Annotated in this window: 21 protein-coding genes and 1 pseudogene; 10 read left to right on the top strand and 12 right to left on the bottom strand. The window is 40.0% G+C overall.

Translation table 11 applies throughout. The features are described from left to right. Window positions 1–16: 16 nt before the first annotated feature. From VTAP4600_RS26700 to VTAP4600_RS14305, 11 genes are all read right to left on the bottom strand, one after another. Window positions 17–1,084 carry an EpsG family protein gene (locus tag VTAP4600_RS26700; RefSeq protein WP_415239662.1) on the bottom strand — a complete coding sequence of 356 codons (1,068 nt, stop codon included), beginning with the start codon at window positions 1,082–1,084 and terminating at the stop codon, window positions 17–19. A 220-nt stretch (window positions 1,085–1,304) separates the two neighbouring features. Beyond that, window positions 1,305–2,513 (bottom strand): glycosyltransferase family A protein, encoded by a 1,209-nt coding sequence (locus tag VTAP4600_RS14260; protein ID WP_102523399.1) that lies wholly within the window; start codon window positions 2,511–2,513, stop codon window positions 1,305–1,307. 8 nt (window positions 2,514–2,521) lie between these two features. Then, window positions 2,522–3,532, bottom strand: coding sequence for an SDR family NAD(P)-dependent oxidoreductase (locus VTAP4600_RS14265; protein WP_102523400.1), 1,011 nt, complete (start codon window positions 3,530–3,532; stop codon window positions 2,522–2,524). A 19-nt stretch (window positions 3,533–3,551) separates the two neighbouring features. Further along, a complete protein-coding gene (locus VTAP4600_RS14270) occupies window positions 3,552–4,874 on the bottom strand; it encodes a lipopolysaccharide biosynthesis protein (protein WP_102523401.1) in 1,323 nt (440 codons plus the stop codon). Then, entirely contained in the window at window positions 4,861–5,943 is a 1,083-nt protein-coding gene (locus tag VTAP4600_RS14275; RefSeq protein WP_172443125.1) for a DegT/DnrJ/EryC1/StrS family aminotransferase, read from the bottom strand. The genes VTAP4600_RS14270 and VTAP4600_RS14275 overlap by 14 nt, the downstream gene beginning before the upstream one ends. Window positions 5,944–5,990: 47 nt before the next feature. Further along, window positions 5,991–7,076, bottom strand: coding sequence for a DegT/DnrJ/EryC1/StrS family aminotransferase (locus tag VTAP4600_RS14280; RefSeq protein WP_102523403.1), 1,086 nt, complete (start codon window positions 7,074–7,076; stop codon window positions 5,991–5,993). Further along, window positions 7,073–7,867, bottom strand: coding sequence for a GNAT family N-acetyltransferase (locus VTAP4600_RS14285; protein WP_102523404.1), 795 nt, complete (start codon window positions 7,865–7,867; stop codon window positions 7,073–7,075). The genes VTAP4600_RS14280 and VTAP4600_RS14285 overlap by 4 nt, the downstream gene beginning before the upstream one ends. 392 nt (window positions 7,868–8,259) lie before the next feature. Beyond that, entirely contained in the window at window positions 8,260–10,437 is a 2,178-nt protein-coding gene (locus VTAP4600_RS14290; protein WP_102523405.1) for a polysaccharide biosynthesis tyrosine autokinase, read from the bottom strand. A 76-nt stretch (window positions 10,438–10,513) separates the two neighbouring features. Further along, window positions 10,514–10,954 carry an arsenate reductase/protein-tyrosine-phosphatase family protein gene (locus VTAP4600_RS14295; RefSeq protein ID WP_102523406.1) on the bottom strand — a complete coding sequence of 147 codons (441 nt, stop codon included), beginning with the start codon at window positions 10,952–10,954 and terminating at the stop codon, window positions 10,514–10,516. Between the two features lie 23 nt (window positions 10,955–10,977). After that, the gene (locus VTAP4600_RS14300) at window positions 10,978–12,105 is read right to left on the bottom strand and encodes a polysaccharide export protein (RefSeq protein WP_102523407.1); all 1,128 of its coding nucleotides are present in this window, start codon (window positions 12,103–12,105) and stop codon (window positions 10,978–10,980) included. Window positions 12,106–12,394: 289 nt separating this feature from the next. Then, complete coding sequence (locus VTAP4600_RS14305; RefSeq protein WP_102523408.1) at window positions 12,395–13,897, bottom strand: MBL fold metallo-hydrolase; 1,503 nt, start codon at window positions 13,895–13,897, stop codon at window positions 12,395–12,397. 334 nt (window positions 13,898–14,231) lie between these two features. Here VTAP4600_RS14305 and VTAP4600_RS26600 point away from each other — a divergent pair. Both VTAP4600_RS26600 and VTAP4600_RS26780 read left to right on the top strand, forming a co-directional pair. Continuing rightward, window positions 14,232–14,402, top strand: a pseudogene (locus VTAP4600_RS26600) (GIY-YIG nuclease family protein); the annotation flags it as partial. A gap of 3 nt (window positions 14,403–14,405) precedes the next feature. Then, entirely contained in the window at window positions 14,406–14,519 is a 114-nt protein-coding gene (locus VTAP4600_RS26780; RefSeq protein WP_462889671.1) for a GIY-YIG nuclease family protein, read from the top strand. Between the two features lie 311 nt (window positions 14,520–14,830). On the opposite strand, the gene VTAP4600_RS14320 is transcribed toward VTAP4600_RS26780, so the two are convergent. Continuing rightward, complete coding sequence (locus tag VTAP4600_RS14320) at window positions 14,831–15,457, bottom strand: TetR/AcrR family transcriptional regulator (RefSeq protein ID WP_102523411.1); 627 nt, start codon at window positions 15,455–15,457, stop codon at window positions 14,831–14,833. A gap of 259 nt (window positions 15,458–15,716) precedes the next feature. Here VTAP4600_RS14320 and VTAP4600_RS14325 point away from each other — a divergent pair, with 259 nt between their 5' ends. From VTAP4600_RS14325 to rfbC, 8 genes are all read left to right on the top strand, one after another. Further along, complete coding sequence (locus VTAP4600_RS14325) at window positions 15,717–16,010, top strand: hypothetical protein (RefSeq protein ID WP_102523412.1); 294 nt, start codon at window positions 15,717–15,719, stop codon at window positions 16,008–16,010. Window positions 16,011–16,100: 90 nt separating this feature from the next. Next, on the top strand, window positions 16,101–16,766 hold the full coding sequence (locus VTAP4600_RS14330) for a YjbF family lipoprotein (RefSeq protein WP_102523413.1): 666 nt from the start codon (window positions 16,101–16,103) through the stop codon (window positions 16,764–16,766). 14 nt (window positions 16,767–16,780) lie between these two features. Continuing rightward, on the top strand, window positions 16,781–17,503 hold the full coding sequence (locus tag VTAP4600_RS14335; RefSeq protein WP_102523414.1) for a capsule biosynthesis GfcC D2 domain-containing protein: 723 nt from the start codon (window positions 16,781–16,783) through the stop codon (window positions 17,501–17,503). Between the two features lie 11 nt (window positions 17,504–17,514). Beyond that, complete coding sequence (locus VTAP4600_RS14340; protein WP_231897809.1) at window positions 17,515–19,770, top strand: YjbH domain-containing protein; 2,256 nt, start codon at window positions 17,515–17,517, stop codon at window positions 19,768–19,770. Between the two features lie 692 nt (window positions 19,771–20,462). Continuing rightward, window positions 20,463–21,527, top strand: a complete 1,065-nt coding sequence (gene rfbB, locus VTAP4600_RS14345) for a dTDP-glucose 4,6-dehydratase (RefSeq protein ID WP_102523416.1) — start codon at window positions 20,463–20,465, stop codon at window positions 21,525–21,527. Window positions 21,528–21,530: 3 nt separating this feature from the next. Next, window positions 21,531–22,415, top strand: coding sequence for a glucose-1-phosphate thymidylyltransferase RfbA (gene rfbA / locus VTAP4600_RS14350; protein ID WP_102523417.1), 885 nt, complete (start codon window positions 21,531–21,533; stop codon window positions 22,413–22,415). Window positions 22,416–22,433: 18 nt separating this feature from the next. Further along, a complete protein-coding gene (rfbD, locus tag VTAP4600_RS14355) occupies window positions 22,434–23,306 on the top strand; it encodes a dTDP-4-dehydrorhamnose reductase (RefSeq protein ID WP_102524007.1) in 873 nt (290 codons plus the stop codon). A gap of 17 nt (window positions 23,307–23,323) precedes the next feature. Next, complete coding sequence (gene rfbC / locus VTAP4600_RS14360; protein ID WP_102523418.1) at window positions 23,324–23,872, top strand: dTDP-4-dehydrorhamnose 3,5-epimerase; 549 nt, start codon at window positions 23,324–23,326, stop codon at window positions 23,870–23,872.

Raw genomic sequence — 23,872 nt, forward strand, 5'->3', positions numbered from 1 at the left:
AATTACGCATAACATGTTAAAATATGTCAATAAATTTATATTGATACTGAGCGATATTTGTATAACTATACATCGAAAAGGCACAGTAAATAAAAATCGTGAGTACATATATCCCTCTATCTAAAGGTGCTTTAAAGTAACCAATAAACATGGGTAATATGATAATATTGAACATAATAAAATACGTACTTAAACGCACCGATATATCGGGAAAACTGTAATAAGTCGACAAGAAGAAGCTAAAACCAAAAAACCATACCTTTATGTATGGAGATTTAACTAATCCATAACTCTCTTTTCGGTTAATATTAAATAGGTACAATAGTACTAGTAATGGGAAAGACCTTTTTATCGCACCTGCTATGAAATTTCCTAGACTAAAGACATTATAACTATCAGAAATATACATATCAACAGCTCTGAAATAACCCAGACTAGATATATAATTAAAAAAGACAGTTGACAAAATATATGGCATTATAAACAACATCAATAAGCAAAGTAGGTAAAAAACACGAGTGCTGAAATAATTCACTAATGGATAGAGTATGACAAATATAATTGCGGTTTTATGGAACAGAGCTGCGCAGGTAACGGCGAATAAAAAATAGGGCAACCTTTTATCTAGTATATATTTAAACGAATACATGGTAATACTCATTGCAATAGCTTGCCTTATTCCACTAAGATGAAAATAAAAAAACACATCAGAGTAAAGAATGCATAAAGCGATACAAGGGTATGTTGTAGTAATAATGACACTTTTATATATAAAAGTGTACATAATCACACAAACAGAAACCAAGAAAACGTAGAAAGGCATATCTAACAAAGCGAAAAACTTAGATAAATACAAATACCCTAACTCAATTGAGTTGACCCCATCATCATATATAGATATTGAATTGTAATATAGACTTTCATATGCATAAAAGTCAGTACCTACACCAGTGCGAAATGAAACTAATACAGTAAAAGCTATTAGTACATAAAAAGGCAATACATTACTAATACTTTTGTTATTTGAGCCTAATTCTAAAACAGCCAAAAAAGACGCAGAAAAAAAAACTATATAATAAATCAAAATATATCTCTAAATTATTAGCAAGTGAAGGTTAAATACTCTCACTATCAACGTGAATTATTATTTAATTTGACCTATCCTATAGACAACATAGCAATTATAAAATAGGTCCGAGTTGTTATAAGTTTCTGAAACTATAGATATTAACCGAACGCTGCCATGATAGACAAATAATAACCGTTAACCCTCAAGTATCATTTCAAATCTAACATAAGTTGTTTTATTGTTTTATTGTTTTATTGTTCTTTATACAAAATTTCTCAAGCGCTTCACTAGCATCACCTATCGTATCAAGTTCCCTAATGTCAGTTACCTCTCTCATTCTTATAAATATCTTAAGTCGGCCTAGAGCTCTCTGATTCAAAAAGCATAGTACAGGCCCCATTAAAAACTCTATTATAGCGTGAAATATAGGTTTAACGTGTCCTATTTTGGAGTTTAATTTATTTGCCACTCTGTAATGCTCCAAAACCAGAGAGCGAGCTTTAGGTTGATTAGACAAAATATATGCATATAATCTAAGCTGCGACGACATTGCCATATCAATACACTCAGAAACATCAGAAAAAGCAGCTAGAGCCGATTCAGCCCAAATACAATTTACGTTATATACTTTTGGAACCTGCGAATTCCACTTATATTCACCTCGATATCTCAGGTGTGGTAGATCCTTAATATCCAATGAGTGTGTCTTTGCAACACCTTCTTGAACTGAAGAGCTGACTTTGCACACTCCTGGTATTGTAATCGGAAAATCAATTTCATAGGTCTTACACTTAAGTAAAGATAAGGCTACCGAAGCATAAATATCAGGACTTAACCCACCTAGATATTCTCCCGTTAAGGACTTTATTTCTTCAAATTTGTTTCTCTTCACGATTCCATGGTAAAGTTTTGGTAACGAAAACTGTAGATAATTAGTAAATCCATTTCTAATTAACTTTTTCAGAGAATCTTCAGTATCTACCTTGCCCATTTTACAAGTAAAACTATCCAAGACTAAAGTGGAGTCCGTCATTTTAGTAAATATTGTATTTACCTGTTCAGTTCCCGCCCAACGATAATTTGCTGTTAACGAACCAACTAAGCAATCCATATTATTTTTCGATGCTAATTCTACCGCCGTAAAGAACTCATGACTAATTCCATCATCATCACCAATAAGACATATATATTCCCCAGAAGACATTTCTATGACGTTTCTAAAATTATGAATGGAAGAGATTGGGCTTGCTATATATTCATATTTCAACCTGGGATCTACTTGAAACTCTTCCACTAAAATTGATAGTTCATTAGAGTCACTATTATCAGAAATGACCAATTCAAAATTATTTTTCGAGAAACTCAATATATGCTTTATTGTCTCATAAGCGTATTCTTGTCTATTTTTTGTAGCAATCAAAATACTAACAACTGGGGTAGCCATATCACTGATTAACCTTTTAACTGATTTTTTATGTATTCAAGAGAAACGAGTAGCTCCTTCACTTGCTCTGTATTTAACTGCACAGTATTATGTGACGTATAGTCTTCTATAGAATTAGTTGACAAATCACCCTCTGAAATATATTTCTCATAATTTAGATCTCTATTATCAGCAGGCACTCGATAATAACGTCCAAATTCAATTGCTTTAGCCATCTCTTCTCTAGAGATTAATGACTCATATAATTTCTCGCCGTGGCGGGTGCCGATAACCACTTTATTAGATTTACAACCAAATAGTTCAGAGATTGCATCGGCAAGTGTTCCAACTGTAGAAGCAGGTGCTTTTTGAACAAAAATGTCACCTTGCTCACCATGTTCAAAAGCGTGAATAACTAGGTCAACAGAATCCTCAAGAGACATTAAAAATCGTGTCATATTTGGGTCTGTAAGAGTTAATGGTTCCGAATTTTTTACTTTTTCAACAAACAAAGGTATTACAGAACCACGAGAAGCCATCACGTTACCGTACCTTGTAGCACAAATAACAGTATCAGAAACCTCAAGCCCCCTTGCTTTGGCAACCATAACCTTTTCCGCCATCGCTTTAGATATTCCCATCGCATTAATTGGGTATACCGCTTTATCTGTACTTAAAACAACAACACGTTTAACGGCGTTTTCAATGGCAGCTTGTAATACATTTTCAGTACCAATAACATTCGTATTTACCGCCTCCATAGGGTAAAACTCACAAGATGGGACTTGTTTTAATGCAGCTGCATGAAATACAAAATCAACGCCTTTCATTGCTTGCCTTATAGATTCAAATTTTCTTACATCACCCAATACAAATTTAATCTTATCGTTTTTAAAAGATATTCTCATATCTTCTTGTTTCTTTTCATCTCGACTAAATATAATAATTTTTTTAATATCCGCATTCAAAAATCGCTTCAATACAGTGTTACCAAAAGATCCTGTGCCACCGGTTATCATTAATACTTTGTCTTTAAACATTATATACCTATTCCAAAAATCAATTATAAAAAACAATCATTAAAACAATAATGATTTGAAAAATGTAATACTTGAAGATGCTTTTAATAGCAAGTTGACACACATCAGAGCCTGTTGAACCAATCAAATTAACGAAAACAGATATGGTGTGGTAACACGAGTACAATATACATATTGCTAATATCTCTTTCTCATATGAGAAAAACAATAAAATAAGCACGGTGATAACAGTCATGACAATTGATGCTTTTGCCTGAAATGAATACTTCTTCAATCCCATTAAAATAGATAATGGAACATAGCCTACGCAACCTAATGCAGTCCCAGGTAAAAGATACGTAACATACTCTATGACTACTTTAGCAACATCTGGATCATGTAGCCAAAGACTAATGATCTCTGTTCGATACACCCACAGAAGCATACTAGGGAGTACTGATACTATGAATATGGATAACATAAAGAATTTTATATTATTATTCAAATTCAGAGCCTGATTATTATCGATATCCTTTATTACTTTAGGTTGAAAATATTGAAATACCGGTGCAGACATAATCGTTAACGGTAACATGGATACTGATAGAGCAAGGAAATAAGTGGACTGTACTTCTAGACCCATAAATATATTAACAAGTACTTTATCTGCTTGTAATACAATGACTCCCGATATGCTCATCATGAGAAGAGGTAGCCCAAGCAATACAAGAGATTTAAAACTATTATAAACTGAGCTTATAGTTATAGCTTCTTTCCGATAAAAATTAGAACCGAAACTCCCTAATAGATAGCGCGTTAATATATAGAATATTACTGAAGTTACCGCTTGCGCGGCCATAAACGAAATGATATTTGGCTCCCATAGGACAGCCAAATAACTAAAAATGGCTTTAAACAATGACAAGCCACCTTGAATAAAACCTGATATTGTATATTTTTGGGAACCAAGCAATATCATAATAAGTATATTTTGAAGCACACAAAATATGATATTAATAGATAGTAGTAAACCAAAATAGATAAGGTTACTATTTATAAAGAGGCAACTTATGGCAGTAATTATTGAGAATAGGATAACTAAAGATATTTCGACCGTAAATAAATTCCATGTTCCCTCATTAGAATAAAATTCCCCAGAGGCGGCACTACGATGAAATAAAACAGACAGACCAAAATCGAATGATATGGCAATAGCAACACAAGTAAGGTAGAGCGTCACCAATCCAAAATCATGAGTAGAAAGCAAAATTTGATATAAGGGTAAAAATATAAACCCTACAACTAAGCCGCCACTTCTTCCTATATATAGGGATAAAACATCTATTATTTTACTTGCTTTCATGGAACTCATTCACAACATTTGATATATACGAAATTTCATCTTTAATTAGCCAATAACCGATAGGTAAAGCTAATATTCTTTCTTGTAATTGCACTGTATTGTGAATCTGTTTGTCATCACTACAGCTATCAAATGCTTCATATAGATCGTTTCTAAAATGGATCTTTGATGCAGCAACACCTTTAGACTTTAAATGAGCGAGTAATTCATCTCTAAAATCGGACAATACTAGAAACCCCCAATACGAAGGTTCCAAACCATCCTTTAGCTTTATTATTTTAAAGTGCTTATTTTCCCGCAAATTTCGAGTCAATAGTCGAGCATTATCTAAAGTTCTATCGTGCCGTTCCTTTAAACCTTCCAATTGGCTTAAACCGATTGCGCAGTTAATATTACCTAAGTTAATTGAAGTCCCAATTTTTTTAATTTGTGATTTAGGATTAATTTCCCCTGTTCCATCCCTAAATGTTGCGCCATCAATTCCAAATCGTCTTAATTTCAATGCCTGTTTATATTGTTCAGTATCTTTAATACTTAACATAGCCCCTTCTAGAGTATTAATTTGTCTATTGGGATAAAATGAATAAATACTATAATCTGCATACGTTCCAACTTTTTTATCATGGCAATTTGCAAAGAGCGCATTATTACAATCCTCAATAAAGGGAATATTGTAGTCTTTACATATTTCACTTACTCTTTTTGAATCAGAAGGATAGCCTGCAGCATGGTATAATATAACTGCTTTAGTTTTATTACTTATTTTCCTTTGAAGATCGTCTATCGACATAGATACAGAGTTTTTATCCAAATCTACCCATACGGCTTTAGCTTTTAATAAAGCAATCGGAGAAGTAGATGCTAAACAGTTAAAACTGGTTGTTATTACTTCATCGCCAGCTTCTATTCCGATAAGATCAAGAGCTAATGCTATCGCACTTGTCATATTATTAACTGATAACAGATTATTTACTTCTAAGTGTTTTTCCAACGCCAACTCAAATTTTCTAATACTATCACCGGATGCAATATTTCCAGCTTGCATAGTCTTATTTGCTACATCACTCATTTTATCGCTATAGAAGGCATTAAATAGATTAATCATAAATAAAACATTTAACCTTTAGAAATAATTTCAACGATTCTGTTTCTATCTTCGTCTGCAACCCACCACCCGCAAGGGATATGGACTAATTTATTGTAGAATAACTCTAAGCTAGTTAACTCATTATCCTTCGAAGCAAATAATGAATGCTGATGATTGGGTCGATGTAGTTTTGATGCTGATACGCCTTGTGATGTTAGACATTTTATTAATTCATCACTGTCATCAGATAATAATGTATACAACCAATAACTAGGTTTAGCCCCTTCAACTATTCGTGCTGGTTTGACGCCTTGAATTTTTGCCAATTCTGTATCATAAAACTGCCCGTTAGAAATATGCATATTTATTTTTGAGTTGATAGAATTAAGCGAAACCAGACCTATAGTTGCATTTACATTATTCATATTGTATTTATAGCCAACCGACGTCAAATTAACCTTTGTCCGCTCAACACCTTTTTCCAGGCCGAACCATCTAAACTTTTTTATGTCTGTTAGCAGATTCTTATTTTTAAAAAACAGAAAACCGCCATCAACTGTTGTCATATGCTTAATTGCTTGAAATGAAAATATAGAAAAATCACCAAATGAGCCTATCTTTTTTTCATTAAACTCAGCCCCTAACGCATGGGCACAATCTTCAATTAAACTCAGCTTGTATTTGTCAGCTAACAACCTGATTTTTTCAATTTCAACGGGATAACCAGCATAATGCACAACTAGAATTGCTTTAGTTTTCGGCGATATCTTTTTTTCTATACTTTCAACAGATAAATTACCTGTATCCGTATATACATCTGCAAAAATTGGTTTAGCACCTACTTGGCATATTGCAACATTCGTTGGCTCTGCCGTCATACTCGTGCTTATCACTTCATCGCCAAAACTAACATTAGAGAAATGTAATGATGCGTGTAATGCAGATGTGCCGCTACTCATTGAAATACCATTAGTTGAACAAAACATCTTATTAAATTCATCTTCGAATTTATAGACGGCTTCACCTTCAGCAATTTGACCACTGTATAAAACAGATTCTAATTCTGGGAGTAATTCTTTTTTTTCTGGCATTACAACTTTAATTAAGGGAATCATAACCTATCCAATAAATCATATGTTTCAATTTTTTCAATTTTTATACTTCCAAGCCACATTTGTAGCATTGGTTTATATTCTTTAAAACCAATTTGTTTTTCTATTAAGATACGCTTAATACTTTTCATTGTTTCGTCTTTTGTCGGAAAATTACATATGATTATCCCTTTGCAAGACATTATTATATCTACAATATCTTCTACTTCTCCAGAATATCTACAAATAGATTTACTACCATCTATATTAGATGTTATTACAACGCAAGAATCCCCTTTATGATAAGTATCAATACTTTTAGAGAATGCCGGTATCAATTGCTGTTGATGCGTCACATTTTTTTCAATCAAAGCAAAATCAAGAGCATCCAAATTTTCGAACTTAATGCAGAAACTTGAGTCTAGTATGTTAAACCCATACTTTTCATATAAGTAGCTTTTATTAGTCCATAATGTTAACGCAATGTATTTGGTATGGCTAAATTTAATAGCGGCCTTCAATATTTTGTCAAGTAGCCCTTGCCCCCTGAATGCCTCTTCGATGTAAACTAAGCTAACAATACCTACGTGTTGGTTTTTATTGCACGGGACTATACATACACCGCCAATTAATTTATCTCTTCGATACAAGTAAAAAAAGTCAGAATTATTCATTCTATCAATTGGAAAGTGTTTATGAAAAGCTACTCCACGCTTCTTAGAATAAAAGAAACCATTCCATACCATATTCTTAAATTCATCAATGAATGTATCTCCATGAATAATTTCTGTTGAATCATGAGCCAAATTTTTCATATTCACTTCCCTGAATAACCATAATATTACGAAGCACCTCAACTAGGACTAGATCACGCAGAGAAGAAACAATGTTCCAGGAAACATCATAAACATCCCTGTAATACAAAGTTTATTAGAACCTGATGAAGGTAACTTTCATCCATCGCACACTTAGCTCTTTTATGTATGATACTCGCTTTAAAGATCGAGTCGCTTCTTAGCATGTTCAAACACCTTTGTCTGATACGATCAAAGTTTTCAGCCCTATCTCCAGCTTTTTTTCTTGAGGCATCTTCACCAAATTCTATATCAAAAATCCAATGTATTGATTCAACTAACCAGTGAGAACGGCTCGCATGAAGTAATGATTTTTGCGTGTAGTAGATCTTTTCCTGAATACTCTAAAATAACTACTTCGAAGAATATTCATAGTTATAGTAACCGTACCCATAACTAGAAGACGCTTTCTTCTCCGTAGCATTAAAGATCACACCTTTAACATCAATACCTGCCTGCTCAAAGCGGTGTCTTGCTACGTCTATCTCTTTAACCGTATTTTGGCCGAAGCGTGTCACCATCAATGTGGTACCTGCTAGTGCACCTACAATGCTCGGGTCTGTTACTGCGAGTACTGGCGGGGTATCTACAATTACTAGGTCGTAATTTTCTGAAGCCCAATCCACTAAGTCTTGCAAGCGTTTGTGCATCAGTAGCTCTGATGGGTTGGGTGGCACTTGGCCGCGGGTAATAATGCTTAGGTTTTCTACTTTCGAATCTTTAACCGCTGCCGCTATATCTATTTTACCACTAAGCAAGTCAGATAAGCCATTGTCCCAACTAAGGCCGAACGTCTGCTGTAGGTAACCTTTACGCATGTCGGCATCTATTAGCAGTACTTTTTGGCCTGTTTTTGCAGCTACTGCTGCGAAGTTAGTCGATACAAAAGATTTACCCACGCCCGGCGCTGGGCCAGAGATCATCAGTACGTTATTCTTTGCTTCCATCATAGCAAAGTGAAGGCTGGTTCTTAGCCCGCGCAGTGCTTCAATAGAAAGGTCGGCTGGGTTGCTTTCTGCTAGTAAGAGCATTTCGCCCTTTGCGTTATTTTTGCTCTTGTTTTTTGATTTACGTTTAAAGCGATCAAATAACTCTAATTGAAAAGCCGATCTAGGAATACTCGCATAGACGCTAAGGCCAATTTCTTCAATTTGGTCTGGGTTTTCAACACCGCGATGGAACGCCGCTTTCACCAACACAAAAGCCACACTTAATATGCCGCCAAGTAATGTCGCTAATACCGCTATTAATGGCTTTTTAGGTTTTACTGCTCGCGAGTAGGCTTGTGCATCATCCAAAATACGAACGTTACCCACAGTGCTTGCTTTGATGATGTTTAGCTCTTGCACTTTATTCAGCAGTTGGATGTAAATTTGTTGGTTTACTTCCACATCACGGGTCATGCGCAGTATTTCACGCTGTGTTTTAGGCAGCTGTTGCACTTGCTTGTTTAAGCGTTCTTTTTCACCGAGTAGTGTGTTTCTTTTATCAATTAAAGATAGGTACGCAGGGTGATCTTTAGTAAATCGCTGGCTAATGTCGCTTTCTTTGAATGTTAACTCGTTAAGTTGCGCCTCCAGCTCCACCATTACTTTTAAGGTAGACTGTGCTTCAAGTCCAAGGTCTATCGACTCGTTGTCTTGGCGATATTGGTTTAGCTTATCTTCCGCAGCCATTAAGCTGGTTTTAATGTCTGGCAGGTGGCTGCTTAAAAACTGTAAGCTTTTTTGCGCTTCTTCTGACTGGCGTTCAACGTTTTGTAAAAAGTAGTTATGGCTAATGTCGTTAAGTAACTCAGAAATTAGTGTTTTCTGCTCACCTTCTAATGAAAGCGAAATAATGCCCGTTTGTTTGCCTCTTTCTGAAATAGACAAACTCTGGTTTAACGCAGCAATAGCTTCAAGCTTGGATTGCTTACCAATGTTAAATGCAAAGCCATTAACAGAGTCCACATGAGTAACAAACAATTTGTAGCCATCTTTTTGTGCAAGTTCACCCGCCTTGCCTTCAAGTACTACACGTTCGTCATCGCGTACTAGTTGGTATGTTTGCTTTTCTGCATCCAGTACCACTATTTGGTGACCAAGTTGCTGTGAATGATCTGGCATTTCGTAACGGCTTACGTCAATACGATTAACGTCACCAGTTAGCCTTGCCCAACCTTTGCCAGCGATAGGAAAATAGCTTGGTGACACCATGCTGGTTAAATTAAATTTGTCTACCGTGTCGCCCAAAATCATGCGAGATTTAATGATCTCGATTTCCGTCGTCGCAGAAGATTCTGAAGAGAACATGTCCCCCATATCCCCCACCATGGCAGAAATGCCGCCTTTGCTTTTTTCTTCAATTTGAATCAGCGCATCGGCTTTGTAAATCGGTGTAGAAAGCAGTGCAAAAGCCACACCAGCTATTGCGAATAGAAATGTAGTGGCAATAATTGTCCATTTTGCATCCAATAGAATGCCGAACAATTTACCTAAATCGATTTCATCAGATGAAGAGTCGACTTGTTTTGAAGGTTGAGTCGTCATGTTTGTAATAATTCTTATGTTGAAGTTAAGTGCGAAGCTCTAAGCTCTAAGCTCTAAACTCTAAGCCCTAAGTAAGTTAAAGCTTTTTGATCCAGGCATCGGCGGACTTTTCTATTAGGTCATAGGCAAAGTCGAAGGCTTCTTTGCTTTGTTTGTATGGGTCTGGGATGTCTTTTTGGCCAATCCACTGGCCAAATAACATGGTTTTTCCGCGGGCTTCTGGTGCAATCTGTGTTAGTGCTTCCATGTGGCCTTTTTCCATGACTAGAATAAGGTCATATCGGCTACATAATTCAGATGTTAGCTGTTGAGAGCCGTGGCCTTCTAGGCTTACGCCATGTTCGTTAGCTACTTCTGCTGCCATTGCATCGGCAGGCTTACCTTCAAGTCGGCTTTTTTTAGAAGCTATTCCTGCAGAGGCCACTTCTTTATTCGGTAACAGCTTTTGTAAGTAGCGCTCACCAATTGGTGAGCGGCAAATATTGCCGACACAAACTACTAATATTTTATTGAACATACATCAACACTCTAAAGTTATGTTTAAGGCCACGTTTTAATACGTAACGCCCCTTCAGTAAGGTTATTGAAGCCTGTGATAGTTGGCATTAGTTGCATCATCACTCGGTTCCAGCGGGCTATTGGTGCTGCGGTCACATAAACGATGTCATAAGGTTTTAAATCAAATTCAGTGCCTACAACCAATGATGATGCTTGTTTAATATTTAGCTGGTAAACATCTGCCGCGGTTTGCTCATCTTGATTTGAGCGAATCACAAAAACACCCGTTGCATCGGCAGAAAGCTCGTTAATGCCGCCTACGCTGCTTAGCGCTTCAGTTAGGCTCATGCCCGCGCGGTCTATTTTAAGTAACTGTGGATCTTTTACTTCGCCCATCACGAATACTTTTTGTGCATCGTTGCGTGGAACATGAATAATATCGCCAGACTGCAATAAACGGTTTTGGGTTAAGTCACCCCGTTGCATTAATGCGTGTAGGGAAACGGTTTGTTCTTCGCCATTACGGGTGAGCGTTACGTTTCGCCAGTCAGCGTCTTTTTCTAGGCCACCAGCGCGGTTAATTGCATCTAACAAGGTAAGCGGAATGTTAGTAATTGGGTGTTGGCCTGGTTTATCTACTTCACCGGTTACATAAGCTTTTTTAGAGCGAAACGCCGCAACGTTTACATCAACTTGCGGGCTTTCAATGTACTTGGCTAAACGCTTAGCCATGTAGTCACGAATTTCGGTAACGGTTTTACCTTCTACGTCCACTTTACCTATGTAAGGGTAAAAAATGGTGCCGTCGGCATGCACCCAGTTACCAGCTTCAGCAGAACTACGGTAAGAGCCTGCAGGAATGGTCAGCTCTGGATGATCCCAAATGGTGACATTTAGAATATCACCCGGCCCAACGCGGTATTCGTAGCGCAGAATAGCTGCGTCTAGCTCAACGTTAGGTTTCGCGTTAATTTTTGGGGTTTTGTATTCGTTAACTCTATCAGCCGTTAGCGGATAAACGTTAAATTGAGGAGGCGTTTGTTCTTCTTGGGAAGAGTGGTCGTTAGCGTTTGCAGCATTCGAAGGGGAAAGATGGGAACCTGGAACTGCACAACCCGCTAATAAAGTCGGGATCAGTGCCGCTAAAACCAGTTTTTTATTAAAGTCCATATTCTTGTTTAGCTCTTACTTTAGTTAGCCAATGTATGCAGTGGGGAAACCTGGGTAGTAAGTGGTAGCTAACCATAGCCGTTATCACAATGTCTCGCCCTTCCTAGGCTATTTAGACACGCTACCGCCCTTTGGTATACGCCTAACCACACTGCGTTTTTAATTATGTTTTTGCCAGTATTGCAATCAATTGGCAATTTAGTTTGCCACATTATCCATAATGCGGTGTAAATTACAAACGATTAGCGGTTTGATATTAGAGGTCAAACACTACTGACAAAAGCAACAGTTAGGTAATGACCTTTGTACTCGGGTTTTGCTTTACTAACAATTGTTTTAAGGTTTTTTTGGGTTCAACGTCACCATGTATCAGGTGAATTTCACTAACTTGCGAGCCAATCCCTGCTACAAACTTAGTTAAGTCGCTTTGATCGGCATGAGCAGAGTAGCCATACATAGTATGTACTTGAGCTTTTAATGGAATACGCTCACCATTGATGTCAACTGAGTTCACAGCGTGCTTAGCGGAATTTTGCAGGGTTCTGCCTAACGTGCCGTGTGCTTGGTAGCCTGCAAAAATCACATCGGTTCTTTCATCCGGTAATAACGCTTTTAAATAATTCACCACCCGCCCACCTTGGCACATACCAGAAGCAGAAATGACAATGGCAGGCTCGCCAGATGTTGCCAGCCTGTTAACTAACCCCATGTGCTGCTTATGATCTTCGATAACAATACATTGAGAAAACTTTAAAGGCTGTCTCGAGTTTGAGACTTTATTCTTGGCTTCTGCACTCCAGAGTTTTCGGTATCGGCGGTAAGAGCGGGTTATTTTGCTCGCTAGCGGTGAGTCCACAATAATAGGTAGGCGGTGTGATAGTTTTTGGTCATGTAATAGCTGTTCTATATCGAAGAGGAGTTCTTGAGTGCGCCCTACACTAAAAGCGGGAATGATGATGGTGCCGCCGTTATTTAGTGATTTATTGATAATGTGATTAAGCCGTTCTCGCCTTGTTGTGATGTCTTGGTGGGTTTTGTCACCATAGGTGGATTCTAGGTATAGATAGTCTGCTCGTTTTGGTGGTTTAGGGTCTGGTAATAATGGCGTGTTGCTTGGGCCTAGATCGCCGGAGAATACGATGACTTGGTTGTTGGGGAGTTTTATTTCGATGTAGGCAGAGCCGAGGATGTGGCCAGCTTCCTGAAAACGGATGTAGCAGTAATCATATTGAGGGTCGTGCTTGCTTTGAGTAGATCTCGGACATCTCGTTCCTCGATTCCGAGATGACGATAACTGGGTGCTTTGATTCTTCAGTGACGACGATGAGATATTTCGATTTTTTAATAGCGCTTCATTTAAGTTCAGCTTTAAATTGATTCTGTACCACTGGTTGTAGGGGATGGGTTTTATTTGTTTTCTAATCCGTTCTAGTATTCTGGCTCGTTGGCCTTTGTCGAGGTTTAGTTGCAGTTTTAGGGTGTCTTCTAGCATTAGGGGGGCTAATTCTGCAGTAGCTGGGGTGCAGTAGATGGGTGCTTTGAAGCCTGCGGCTAATAGCCATGGTATGCGGCCTATGTGATCAATGTGGCTGTGGGTTAATAGTAGTGCTTTGATGTGTTTTATGGGGAAGTCAATGTCTAGGGCTTTGTTGCCTCTGCTTGCTAAGTCTTGCCCTTGGAATAGTCCGCAGTCTATGAGTAGGCTGTTTTTTCCGAGTTGGAGTTCGTGGCACGAGCCGGTTACGGTGTTTTTGCCGCCGTGGTGGATTGTTTTGTGGTGGATTGCTTTCATGTTTGTTTCCCTTACAAATACGAACCTATAAGCATATCGATTTATAGAGGAGGGTTTTGCGAGTGGGTTAAAGGGGTTGGAGCGTGCTTTGGGTAGATCTCGGATATCTCGTTCCTCGATTCCGAGATGACGATGATGGGGTTATTCGATTCTGAGATGACGAATCAAGGTTGTGATATTTGGGGTAACTTATGCCTAGAAAATCGTAAGCACAGAATTAATAAAGGCTTATTCTTCTATGATAATTCACAAACTCGATCGAATAAGCTTATGAATAAAAACCACCAGCTATCAAGTCCCGTTAGACTGCGAATTTTCTCAGAAGGCTAATTTCATGCAAAAGCAACCCTGCGTTTACTTTCTTTCGTCCGTAAACAAAAATGCTTTATATATCGGGGTTACGAGCAATCTAAAGAAGAGAGTATGGTTACACAAAAGTAATGCTGTTAACGGTTTTTCTAAGAGATATCAAACACACGAACTCATATATTTTGAATTGTATTCAACAATGGATTTAGCTATCGCAAGAGAAAAACAAGTTAAGAAATGGCGCAGGCAGTGGAAGAATGAGCTTGTTGATACGCATAACCCTGAATGGCTAGACTTATACTTGTCATTATAAGGTTAGCCTTAAAAAAAACGTGCAAGTTTTAGTAGATCTCGGATATCTCGTTCCTCGATTCCGAGATGACGATATGTAGTGGTCTCTCAACGACAATACGACGGCGGAGAGTCGTCATCTCTGAAACAATGTACCCTAGTAAGGTTATGAGATGAAAGTGGTGGGCATTGTTATCAGAGATCTACTTGCCTAGTGCTCGGTGATTAAGGGGGCTTAGAGTACGCTTTAGGTAGATCTCGGATATCTCGTTCCTCGATTCCGAGATGACGAAATGTAGAGGCTCGATTCCGAGGTAACGGTAATAATAGCCCCTATCCCTCTAAATGCTTTTCTAACGCTTCAAGCTGCATCATCCCCTCTTCCGTCGCTAACGGCTTAACAATGGTGATCATCTGCTGCATGCCTTGCAGAATGACTTGTTCAGTCACTTGAGTTTGAGTCGACATGACGATTCGGTAGCTTAACCAGTGAGTCGCCACTAAATGAAGCGTGCTAACTAAAGACTTCATTGCCTCATCGGTTACTTCAATCAGGCCAAGATGACGAATTTCTTCTGTAATCGCCAGTAAGTTCGCTTGAAGCTTTTGTTGAACTTGCAGGTAGTCTTGGTGCAAAGAGAGATCTCGGTTCAAAATTTCAGGTAAATTTGAATAGAAGAATCGGTACTTCCACATCAATGAAAATATGGCTTCCATATAATGTTCAAGAAATGTGAGGTTCTCATCAGGGCGTGATGAAGGGGAAAGCTTCTCTAGCAATTCTTGGGAGTAAAGCTCAAAAATACTGCGGATGATCTCTTGTTTATTAGCGAAATGGTAATACAGGTTGCCTGGGCTAATATCGATGTGGGCCGCGATGTGATTGGTCGTGACGTTACGTTCGCCTTGTTCATTAAAAAGGGTTAACGCATTAAAAATAATTTTATCACGAGTTTTCATCTGCCTACCTATTACTTGTCATTATCAGCCATTCGAACAAGGTGCTATGGTCTCATTATTTACTCACCTATCGCAAGTTGAGATATTTGGTTAGCTATTTGTTAATTAGATCCTATAAATAAAGCGATTCATCATAAAGCCTATCAATGACTCCGCATTCACATTACTCGTTTACAATATGCTCAAGGTTACACTACAATGGTAGGTGAAGTGCATTGAGCGCACTTCATACATCGATGTATATAAGTAAGGAATAAAAATGAAAAATATCGCTCTAGCAATGCTAGTTGCACTAGGTGCAATGGGTACTGCGCAAGCAGCTGGTACTGAAGGTACTGCAGCAACGACGACAGGTACGTCTACTACTGCAACTACTACTGCTACAACGGCAACTTCTAGCACAGCTGCTGGTGCTGGTGCTGGCGTTGGTGCTGCTACTGGCGCTACAGTAACAACGGTTGTAGGTGCTACTGTTGCAACTGCTGTTGTTGTCTCTGTTTCTGAAGATGGCAGCACTGAAACAACAACTACAACAACAAACACAGCTTCTTAAGTTTGTCTGTTTGTTTAACGCCCTGATTTATCTCAGGGCGTTTTTTCATTCCTTTCTTCTGCTAATTGCTTGTCACGTTAGAGCCCTATTATGAATAAACCCTTCTTATTTTTTATCGCGATGTTTATTAGTCTATTCACCCTGAGTGGTTGCACGAATAAAATGGATAACGTGAATGACACTGTTAAAGCTCTATACGATAGTTATCAAGACATCGAGCTAAGTACGAGTGAAGTCGAACAACTGCCCTACCCCAGTGCTTACGTAAGGCTAAATGACGGCCAACAAATTTATATGGTATTGGCCTTTGCGGATATCAACCCAGAAACTCAAGTACCACGCTTGTCTTGGATCTCATCCGACAGAGCGTTAATCATTACCGAGCAAGGCCGAATAATAAAAACCGTCTCGTTAGAAAATAGTAACTTAAATAACATAACGGCCAAAACACCTCTACTGCCGGTGAACAACTTAAAAACATGGCAAGCTCAATACCACTGGATGCCAGACTATCGCTTCAATTTTGAAGCGAGCATGGTGCCTAGTTATATCGGCGAAGCGCGAATTAGCTCAAGCCAATGGCAACTAGATACTAAATATTATCAAGAGCGTATTCACTTTCCCGGGCTTGAACAAAGTTTCGTTAATCACTATTGGATGACCAGTGACAAGAAAGTTGTCAAAACCATTCAATACATTGGGCCTAACTTAACGAAGATCGAAATGACGTTTTTAAAGACCTACGCAGTAAACTAAAGGAATAGATTGTCATGCATTTATCAACTCTCAAATTTGCCAGCCGAGCTTTGTCTGCTAGCCTATGTGGTTGCGTTTTTTCCTTTTCAGCTTATGCCGCAAACATCACCTTGGTGAACCAAGGCCTAGAGTTAACCTACCCCATTTCGGTGCGCTTAGAACAAGCCCTTAATGATACTCACAAGGTGCTAGGGTATTCCCCCTATGCGCTTGGTGCCGTGTTAACAAACCCAAGCAAGCAAAATGACGTAATTGAATTAAAGCAGCAGGTTTTCTCCCAACTTGATGACTTAGCCAGCGCTGAGTCTACTGAATTAAAAACTCAGCTTTCCACGCTTAACTATGTTGCTCGGGAGTTTATTCACTTAGATCTAGACTGGGTTCGAGTGAAGCCAAAACATGATCCTTTACTAAACGGCACCTATCAACTCCGCATCGGTAAAATGCCAACAACATTTCAGGTTATGGGCTTGCTGCCAAAACCACAAAGCATCGATTTAAAAGGTAACGTGCACCTAGGTAGCTACCTTGAACCGCTTGAACACTTTAAAGCGGGTGATATCAACCATCCTTATCTCATTCAACCTGATGGTAACGTTATCGAAGCCAATTTATCTTACTGGCACAACGAACGTTATTACCCGGCTCCCGGTGCCCTTGTCTTCATTGGCTACAAAAACAACCCTGAATTGAACCAACAGATAGCTCAACTGCTGCGCCACGCGGTGAAAAACTAATGATGACTTCTATGAATAAAATCCAACTGACCTTTTTGGCAACGTCACTCATCACCGCACTTGTTACCGCTCAAATAGCCCACGCGGAAACCGAGAACAGTGCGTTTAAACCTGTGCAATTTAAACCTTCTCAAAGTGATTTCGGCGGCACGGGGTTAATGCAAATGCCCAGTGGCCGTGTTGCGCCCGAGGGTGAATTTAACCTCAACGCTAACTTTAATGATGCTTATCAAATTTATAATGTGTCTCTAGTATTAATGCCTTGGTTTGAAACCACGATTCGCTACACGATTGTTCCCAACTCTCGCTATAGCGGTGACTCATCTTTTAGTGGGGACACGCCATACGCAGACAAAGGCATCGATTTTAAAGTACGTTTATGGGAAGAAAGCGACCTACTACCAGAAGTATCTGCTGGCGTACGTGACTTTGGTGGTACTGGCCTATTTGATGGTGAATTTGTTGCCGCTTCAAAGAAGTACGTGTCAGATGATTACGGCATCTTCGACTTCACGTTAGGTATGGGATGGGGCTATATGGGCACCCGTGGCAATGTGACCAATCCATTTTGTAAAGCCAGTGAAGGTTTTTGTTCTCGAGAGTCTGGATTTAGTGGCAAGGGCGGCATGGTCGATTACCAGCGTTGGTTTAGAGGCCCTGCATCTCTGTATGGTGGTATCGAGTATCAAACGCCTTACCAGCCACTTGTAGTCAAAATTGAATACGATGGCAACGACTACAGTGAAGATAAGGCAAATGTTCAAAGCCCTTCTAATTTTTACAATATCGATATGACGCCACACACACCGTGGAATATTGGCTTAGTGTACGCCATTCACGATGTGGTTGATTTAAAACTCAGCTACCAACGTGGCGATACGCTTACCGGTGGTATTAGTATTCATACGAATTACAATGAAATTAAAGCCACTTGGTTAGATGAAAGCGAACCTCGCCCAACAGAAAATAGGCCAACGAAAACCGAACAAATAGACTGGCAAGCCCTTGAGCAAGAAGTGGCAAAAGTGGCTGGCTACAAAGAAAGCCGTATTTATCTCGATGACGACAGCGTGACGATTGTTGGTGAGCAGAAAAAATATCGCCAAAGAGAGACCGCCCACCAAAGGGCCTCTGCGGTATTAAACGCTAACTTGCCAGAATCAATTCAAACTTATCGTTTGGTTGAAACCGAGCAACATATTCCACTTACCGAAACCACGATATCAGCCTCACAATACCGTGATGTTGCAAATGTCGCTTATATCGCCCCAAGCATTACCGATGCTACTAAAACTACGCCGCCAAGCAGCGAGTCAAGTAACGCTGGCTATGGTGATTTAATGATCGATGGTAGCAAACGTTTAGACTACGGATTGTCGCCACACCTTAGTCAGTCGTTAGGTAGTGCTGAAGATTTCTACTTATACAGCTTAGGCATCAATGCTAACGCGAGTTACTGGTTAACCAACAATATGCAGTTAACGGGTTCTATTTACGTTAATTTAACCGATAACTACGATAAATTGAATTATATCACCCCTCCAGATGGAACATCAGAGCCTCCGCGAGTAAGAACCATGATGCGAGCGTATGTTTCTGATAACACGGCCCGTATGAATAACTTGCAACTGACTTGGTTTGAAAACTACGGCAGTGATTTTTATCAGCAAGTGTATGGCGGCTATTTAGAAATGATGTTTGCCGGTGTAGGTACCGAAGTGCTTTATCGCCCTCACGGGAAAAATTGGGCCATTGGTGCCGATGTGAATGTGGTTTCTCAGCGTGACCCTTCAAGTTGGTTCGCCACCTACGATGAGCCCCATCAATCTAACCCTGCCTATGGCCGAGACTTTAAGGTGCTAGATAAAGGCACAACCGGTTTTGTTTCTGGTTACTACATGCCAGAGTGGTCTTTCCTTGAAAGTACCTTGTTTAGAGTTGATGTTGGCCAGTTCTTAGCTCAGGACATTGGCGCTCGTGTCGATTTTTCAAAGCAGTTTGATAGCGGTGTGATCGTTGGCGCTTACGCCAGTAAAACTGATATGTCGGTTGAAGCATTCGGTGAAGGTAGCTTTACCAAAGGTTTCTATATTTCAATTCCATACGACATCATGACCGTTAAGCCGAGTAAGCAACGTGCCACGATTTCTTGGCAGCCGATTACACGTGATGGTGGCCAGAAGCTGAACAAGGCTCATTCGTTGTTTGGGATTACGGATGCGGCGTCGCCTTGGTATTCAAGGCCAAGTGTGGTTAGTGAGAAGTAACACAACAGCTCGTCATCTCTGAAACAATGTACCCACGGAGCTCAAAGGTGTTGAAAATGGTGTGCATTGTTATCAGAGATCTGCTTACCTTGTGCTCGGTGGTTAAAGGGTTCAGAGTTCGCATCGGGTAGATCTCGGATATCTCGTTCCTCGATTCCGAGATGACGAAGTTTGGATTCCGTGATGACGAAGTTTTGGGTTCCGAGATGCCGAGGTTTTGGGTTCCGAGATGCCGAGGTTTTGGGTTCCGAGGTTTTGGGGGCCGAGATGACGACGTTTTGAATTTGGGGATAACGATGCTACTGGCCTCTCAATTACTACCTGAAACTAAATATTCGTCATCTCTGAAACAATGTACCCACGGAGCTCAACGATATTGAAAATGGTGGGCATTGTTATCAGAGATCTGCTTACCTTGTGCTCGGTGGTTAAAGGGTTCAGAGTTCGCATCAGGTAGATCTCGGATATCTCGTTCCTCGATTCCGAGATGACGAAGTTTGGATTCCGAGATGCCGAGGTTTGGGGGCCGGGATGCCGCCGTTTTGAATTTAGGGATAACGATGCTACTGGCCTCTCAATTACGATGAAGCGTCAGCTCTGAAACAATGCTCTCCTGGTATGCTTTCTTACATGCAGCATGTACAATACTTAATATTGTTATCGTCTATTCCATCTATATTTAAAGGTATCTCGTGAAAATTCTCATTACTGGTGGTGCAGGTTTTATCGGCTCTGCTGTTGTGCGCCATATTATTGATAACACTCAAGATAGTGTCATTAATCTCGATAAGCTTACCTATGCAGGCAACTTAGAGTCTTTAGAGTGTGTACGTGAGTCTGAACGCTACCATTTTGAACAAGTGGATATTTGTGATCGTGCAGAATTGGACCGTGTGTTTTCTGAATGTAAACCCGATGCCGTCATGCACCTTGCAGCTGAATCTCATGTTGATAGATCAATAGATGGACCAGCCGATTTTATTGAAACTAATATCGTTGGTACTTATACCTTACTTGAAGCAACACGCAGTTACTGGAATACGTTAACTGAATCAGCAAAATCTGATTTTCGTTTCCACCATATTTCTACCGATGAAGTGTATGGCGATTTAGAAGGCACCGATGACCTCTTTACTGAAACGACCTCTTATGCGCCTAGCAGCCCGTATTCAGCATCAAAAGCATCTAGCGACCACTTAGTTCGAGCATGGCAACGTACTTACGGATTGCCAACATTGGTAACAAACTGCTCTAACAACTATGGCCCGTTCCATTTTCCTGAAAAACTGATTCCTCTGATGATTCTGAATGCGTTAGAAGGGAAGCCACTACCGGTTTATGGCAATGGCATGCAAATTCGAGATTGGCTGTTTGTTGAAGACCACGCTCGTGCACTATACAAAGTGGTTACAGAGGGTGTTGTAGGTGAAACGTACAACATCGGCGGTCATAACGAAAAAGCTAATATTGACGTAGTGAACACGATTTGTAGCTTGCTCGAGGAATTTGTTCCGAACAAGCCAGCAGGCGTTGCAAACTATCAAGACTTGATTACCTATGTAACAGACCGCCCAGGACACGATGTACGCTATGCTATCGACGCAAGTAAAATTGCGGGTGAGTTAAACTGGAAACCAAGCGAAACGTTTGAATCTGGTATACGAAAAACCGTTCAATGGTATTTAGCCAATGAAAAATGGTGGAGCCGCGTGTTAGATGGCTCTTACTCTCGCGAACGCTTAGGTAGTCAGGAGTAACTCATGAAAGGCATTGTTTTAGCAGGCGGTAGCGGCACACGCTTATACCCATTAACTCGTGGCGTATCTAAGCAACTGTTACCAATCTACGATAAACCTATGGTGTTCTACCCAATATCCACGTTAATGCTTGCAGGCATTAAAGATATTTTGATTATCACCACTCCTGAAGATAACGCCGGCTTTCAACGCCTTCTTGGGGATGGCAGTGATTTTGGTGTCAATATCGAATACGCCATTCAACCAAGCCCCGACGGTTTGGCGCAAGCGTTTATTATCGGTGAAGAATTCATTGGTGACGATTCTGTCTGCTTGGTTTTGGGCGACAATATCTTCTACGGCCAATCTTTTACTCAAACCCTTAAAAATGCAGCGAGTCGTGAACATGGCGCTACAGTTTTTGGCTATCAAGTGAAAGACCCAGAACGTTTTGGTGTGGTTGAATTTGATGAAAACATGAAAGCCATGTCCATTGAAGAAAAGCCTTTCGAGCCTAAATCAAATTATGCCGTTACTGGGCTCTACTTTTACGATAATCGAGTCATTGATTTCGCCAAGAAAGTAGAACCTTCTGATCGCGGCGAGTTGGAAATTACGTCTATTAACCAAATGTACCTTGAAGATGGTTCGCTCAGTGTCGAATTACTGGGCCGCGGTTTTGCATGGTTGGATACAGGGACTCATGAAAGCCTTCATGAAGCTTCTTCTTTTGTGCAGACCATTGAGAATGTTCAAGGGTTGAAAGTCGCTTGTCTTGAAGAAATTTCATGGCGTAATGGCTGGCTTAGTGACGAACAAGTACTTAACTTAGCTAAACCTATGATGAAAAACGATTATGGCCAATATTTGACTCGTTTGATTGCAGAAAAACAAAAAAAGGTGGGCTGATAAATGTCTGAACCTCTTATGCGCGTCCTGATCACAGGTGCACACGGTCAAGTCGGCCACTGTTTAACCCAACAGCTAACGAACAAAGCTGAAATTCTTGCTGTCGATAGGGCTGAATTAGATATCACCGACTCAACCGCGGTTAACCATACCGTCGAAAAGTTTCAGCCGCACATTATTATCAATGCTGCTGCGCATACCGCTGTAGATAAAGCTGAAACAGAGGTGGATTTGTCTTACGCTATAAACCGAGACGGCCCTATGTATTTGGCAAAGGCCGCTCATTCGGCTAGAGCTGCGTTATTACATATTTCCACCGATTACGTATTTGCGGGTGATAAGCAAGGCCTTTATCTTGAAACTGACACCCCTGACCCACAAGGCATCTACGGTGAAAGCAAACTTGCCGGTGAAATTGCGGTTGCCGAAAACTGTTCAAAGCACATCATTTTACGTACCGCTTGGGTATTTGGCGAGCAAGGGAGTAACTTCGTAAGAACCATGCTTCGCTTAGGTAAAGACCGAGATTCACTTGGTGTTGTTAGCGACCAATTTGGTGGTCCAACTTATGCTAGAGATGTCGCCGCGGCACTAATCACCATTGCAGAGAAAATTCACAAAAACGAACAAGTAGAGTTTGGTCTTTACCATTACTCTGGCTTCCCGCATGTGAGCTGGCATCAATTTGCTCAAAAAATTTTCGAACAGGCCCATCAGCAAAGCATTCTAGCCCGAAAACCAGTGATCAATGCAATTGGAACGGAAGATTACCCAACCCCTGCAAAGCGACCGGAAAATTCTAAACTTTGTACCGATAAAATAGAACAAAATTTTGCTATTGAAGCGAGTGATTGGCAAGCCGCACTCAAACAATTAAAAGACTACCAATAACGATAAGATATAAGCCAATGAATGTAATTCCAACTGATATTCCTGACGTTAAGATCATTGAACCTGCCGTTTTTGGCGACGATCGTGGTTTTTTTATGGAAACCTGGCAACAAAAACAATTTGAAGAGCTAGTAACAGGCAAACCAACCCCTTTTGTGCAAGACAATCACTCTAAATCAAGCAAAGGGATCTTACGAGGGTTGCATTTTCAAACGGAAAACACCCAAGGTAAACTTGTTCGAGTCATTTCTGGTGAAGTGTTTGATGTGGCCGTTGATATCCGCAAAAGCTCTCCAACATATGGGCAGTGGGTCGGTGTATATCTATCTGCGGAAAATAAACGCCAACTTTGGGTGCCTGAAGGTTTTGCTCATGGGTTCTATGTCACCAGTGACGAAGCTGAATTTGTGTATAAATGCACCGACTATTATAACCCAAGCGCTGAAGTGTCAATTGCCTGGAATGACCCCAAATTAGCCGTTGATTGGCCGATTTCAACAGAGCCGAATCTATCCAGCAAAGACGAAAATGGTATTGGCTTCCTCGACATTACGCCGTTCAAGTAA

The organism is Vibrio tapetis subsp. tapetis, from assembly GCF_900233005.1.
Classification (GTDB): domain Bacteria; phylum Pseudomonadota; class Gammaproteobacteria; order Enterobacterales; family Vibrionaceae; genus Vibrio; species Vibrio tapetis.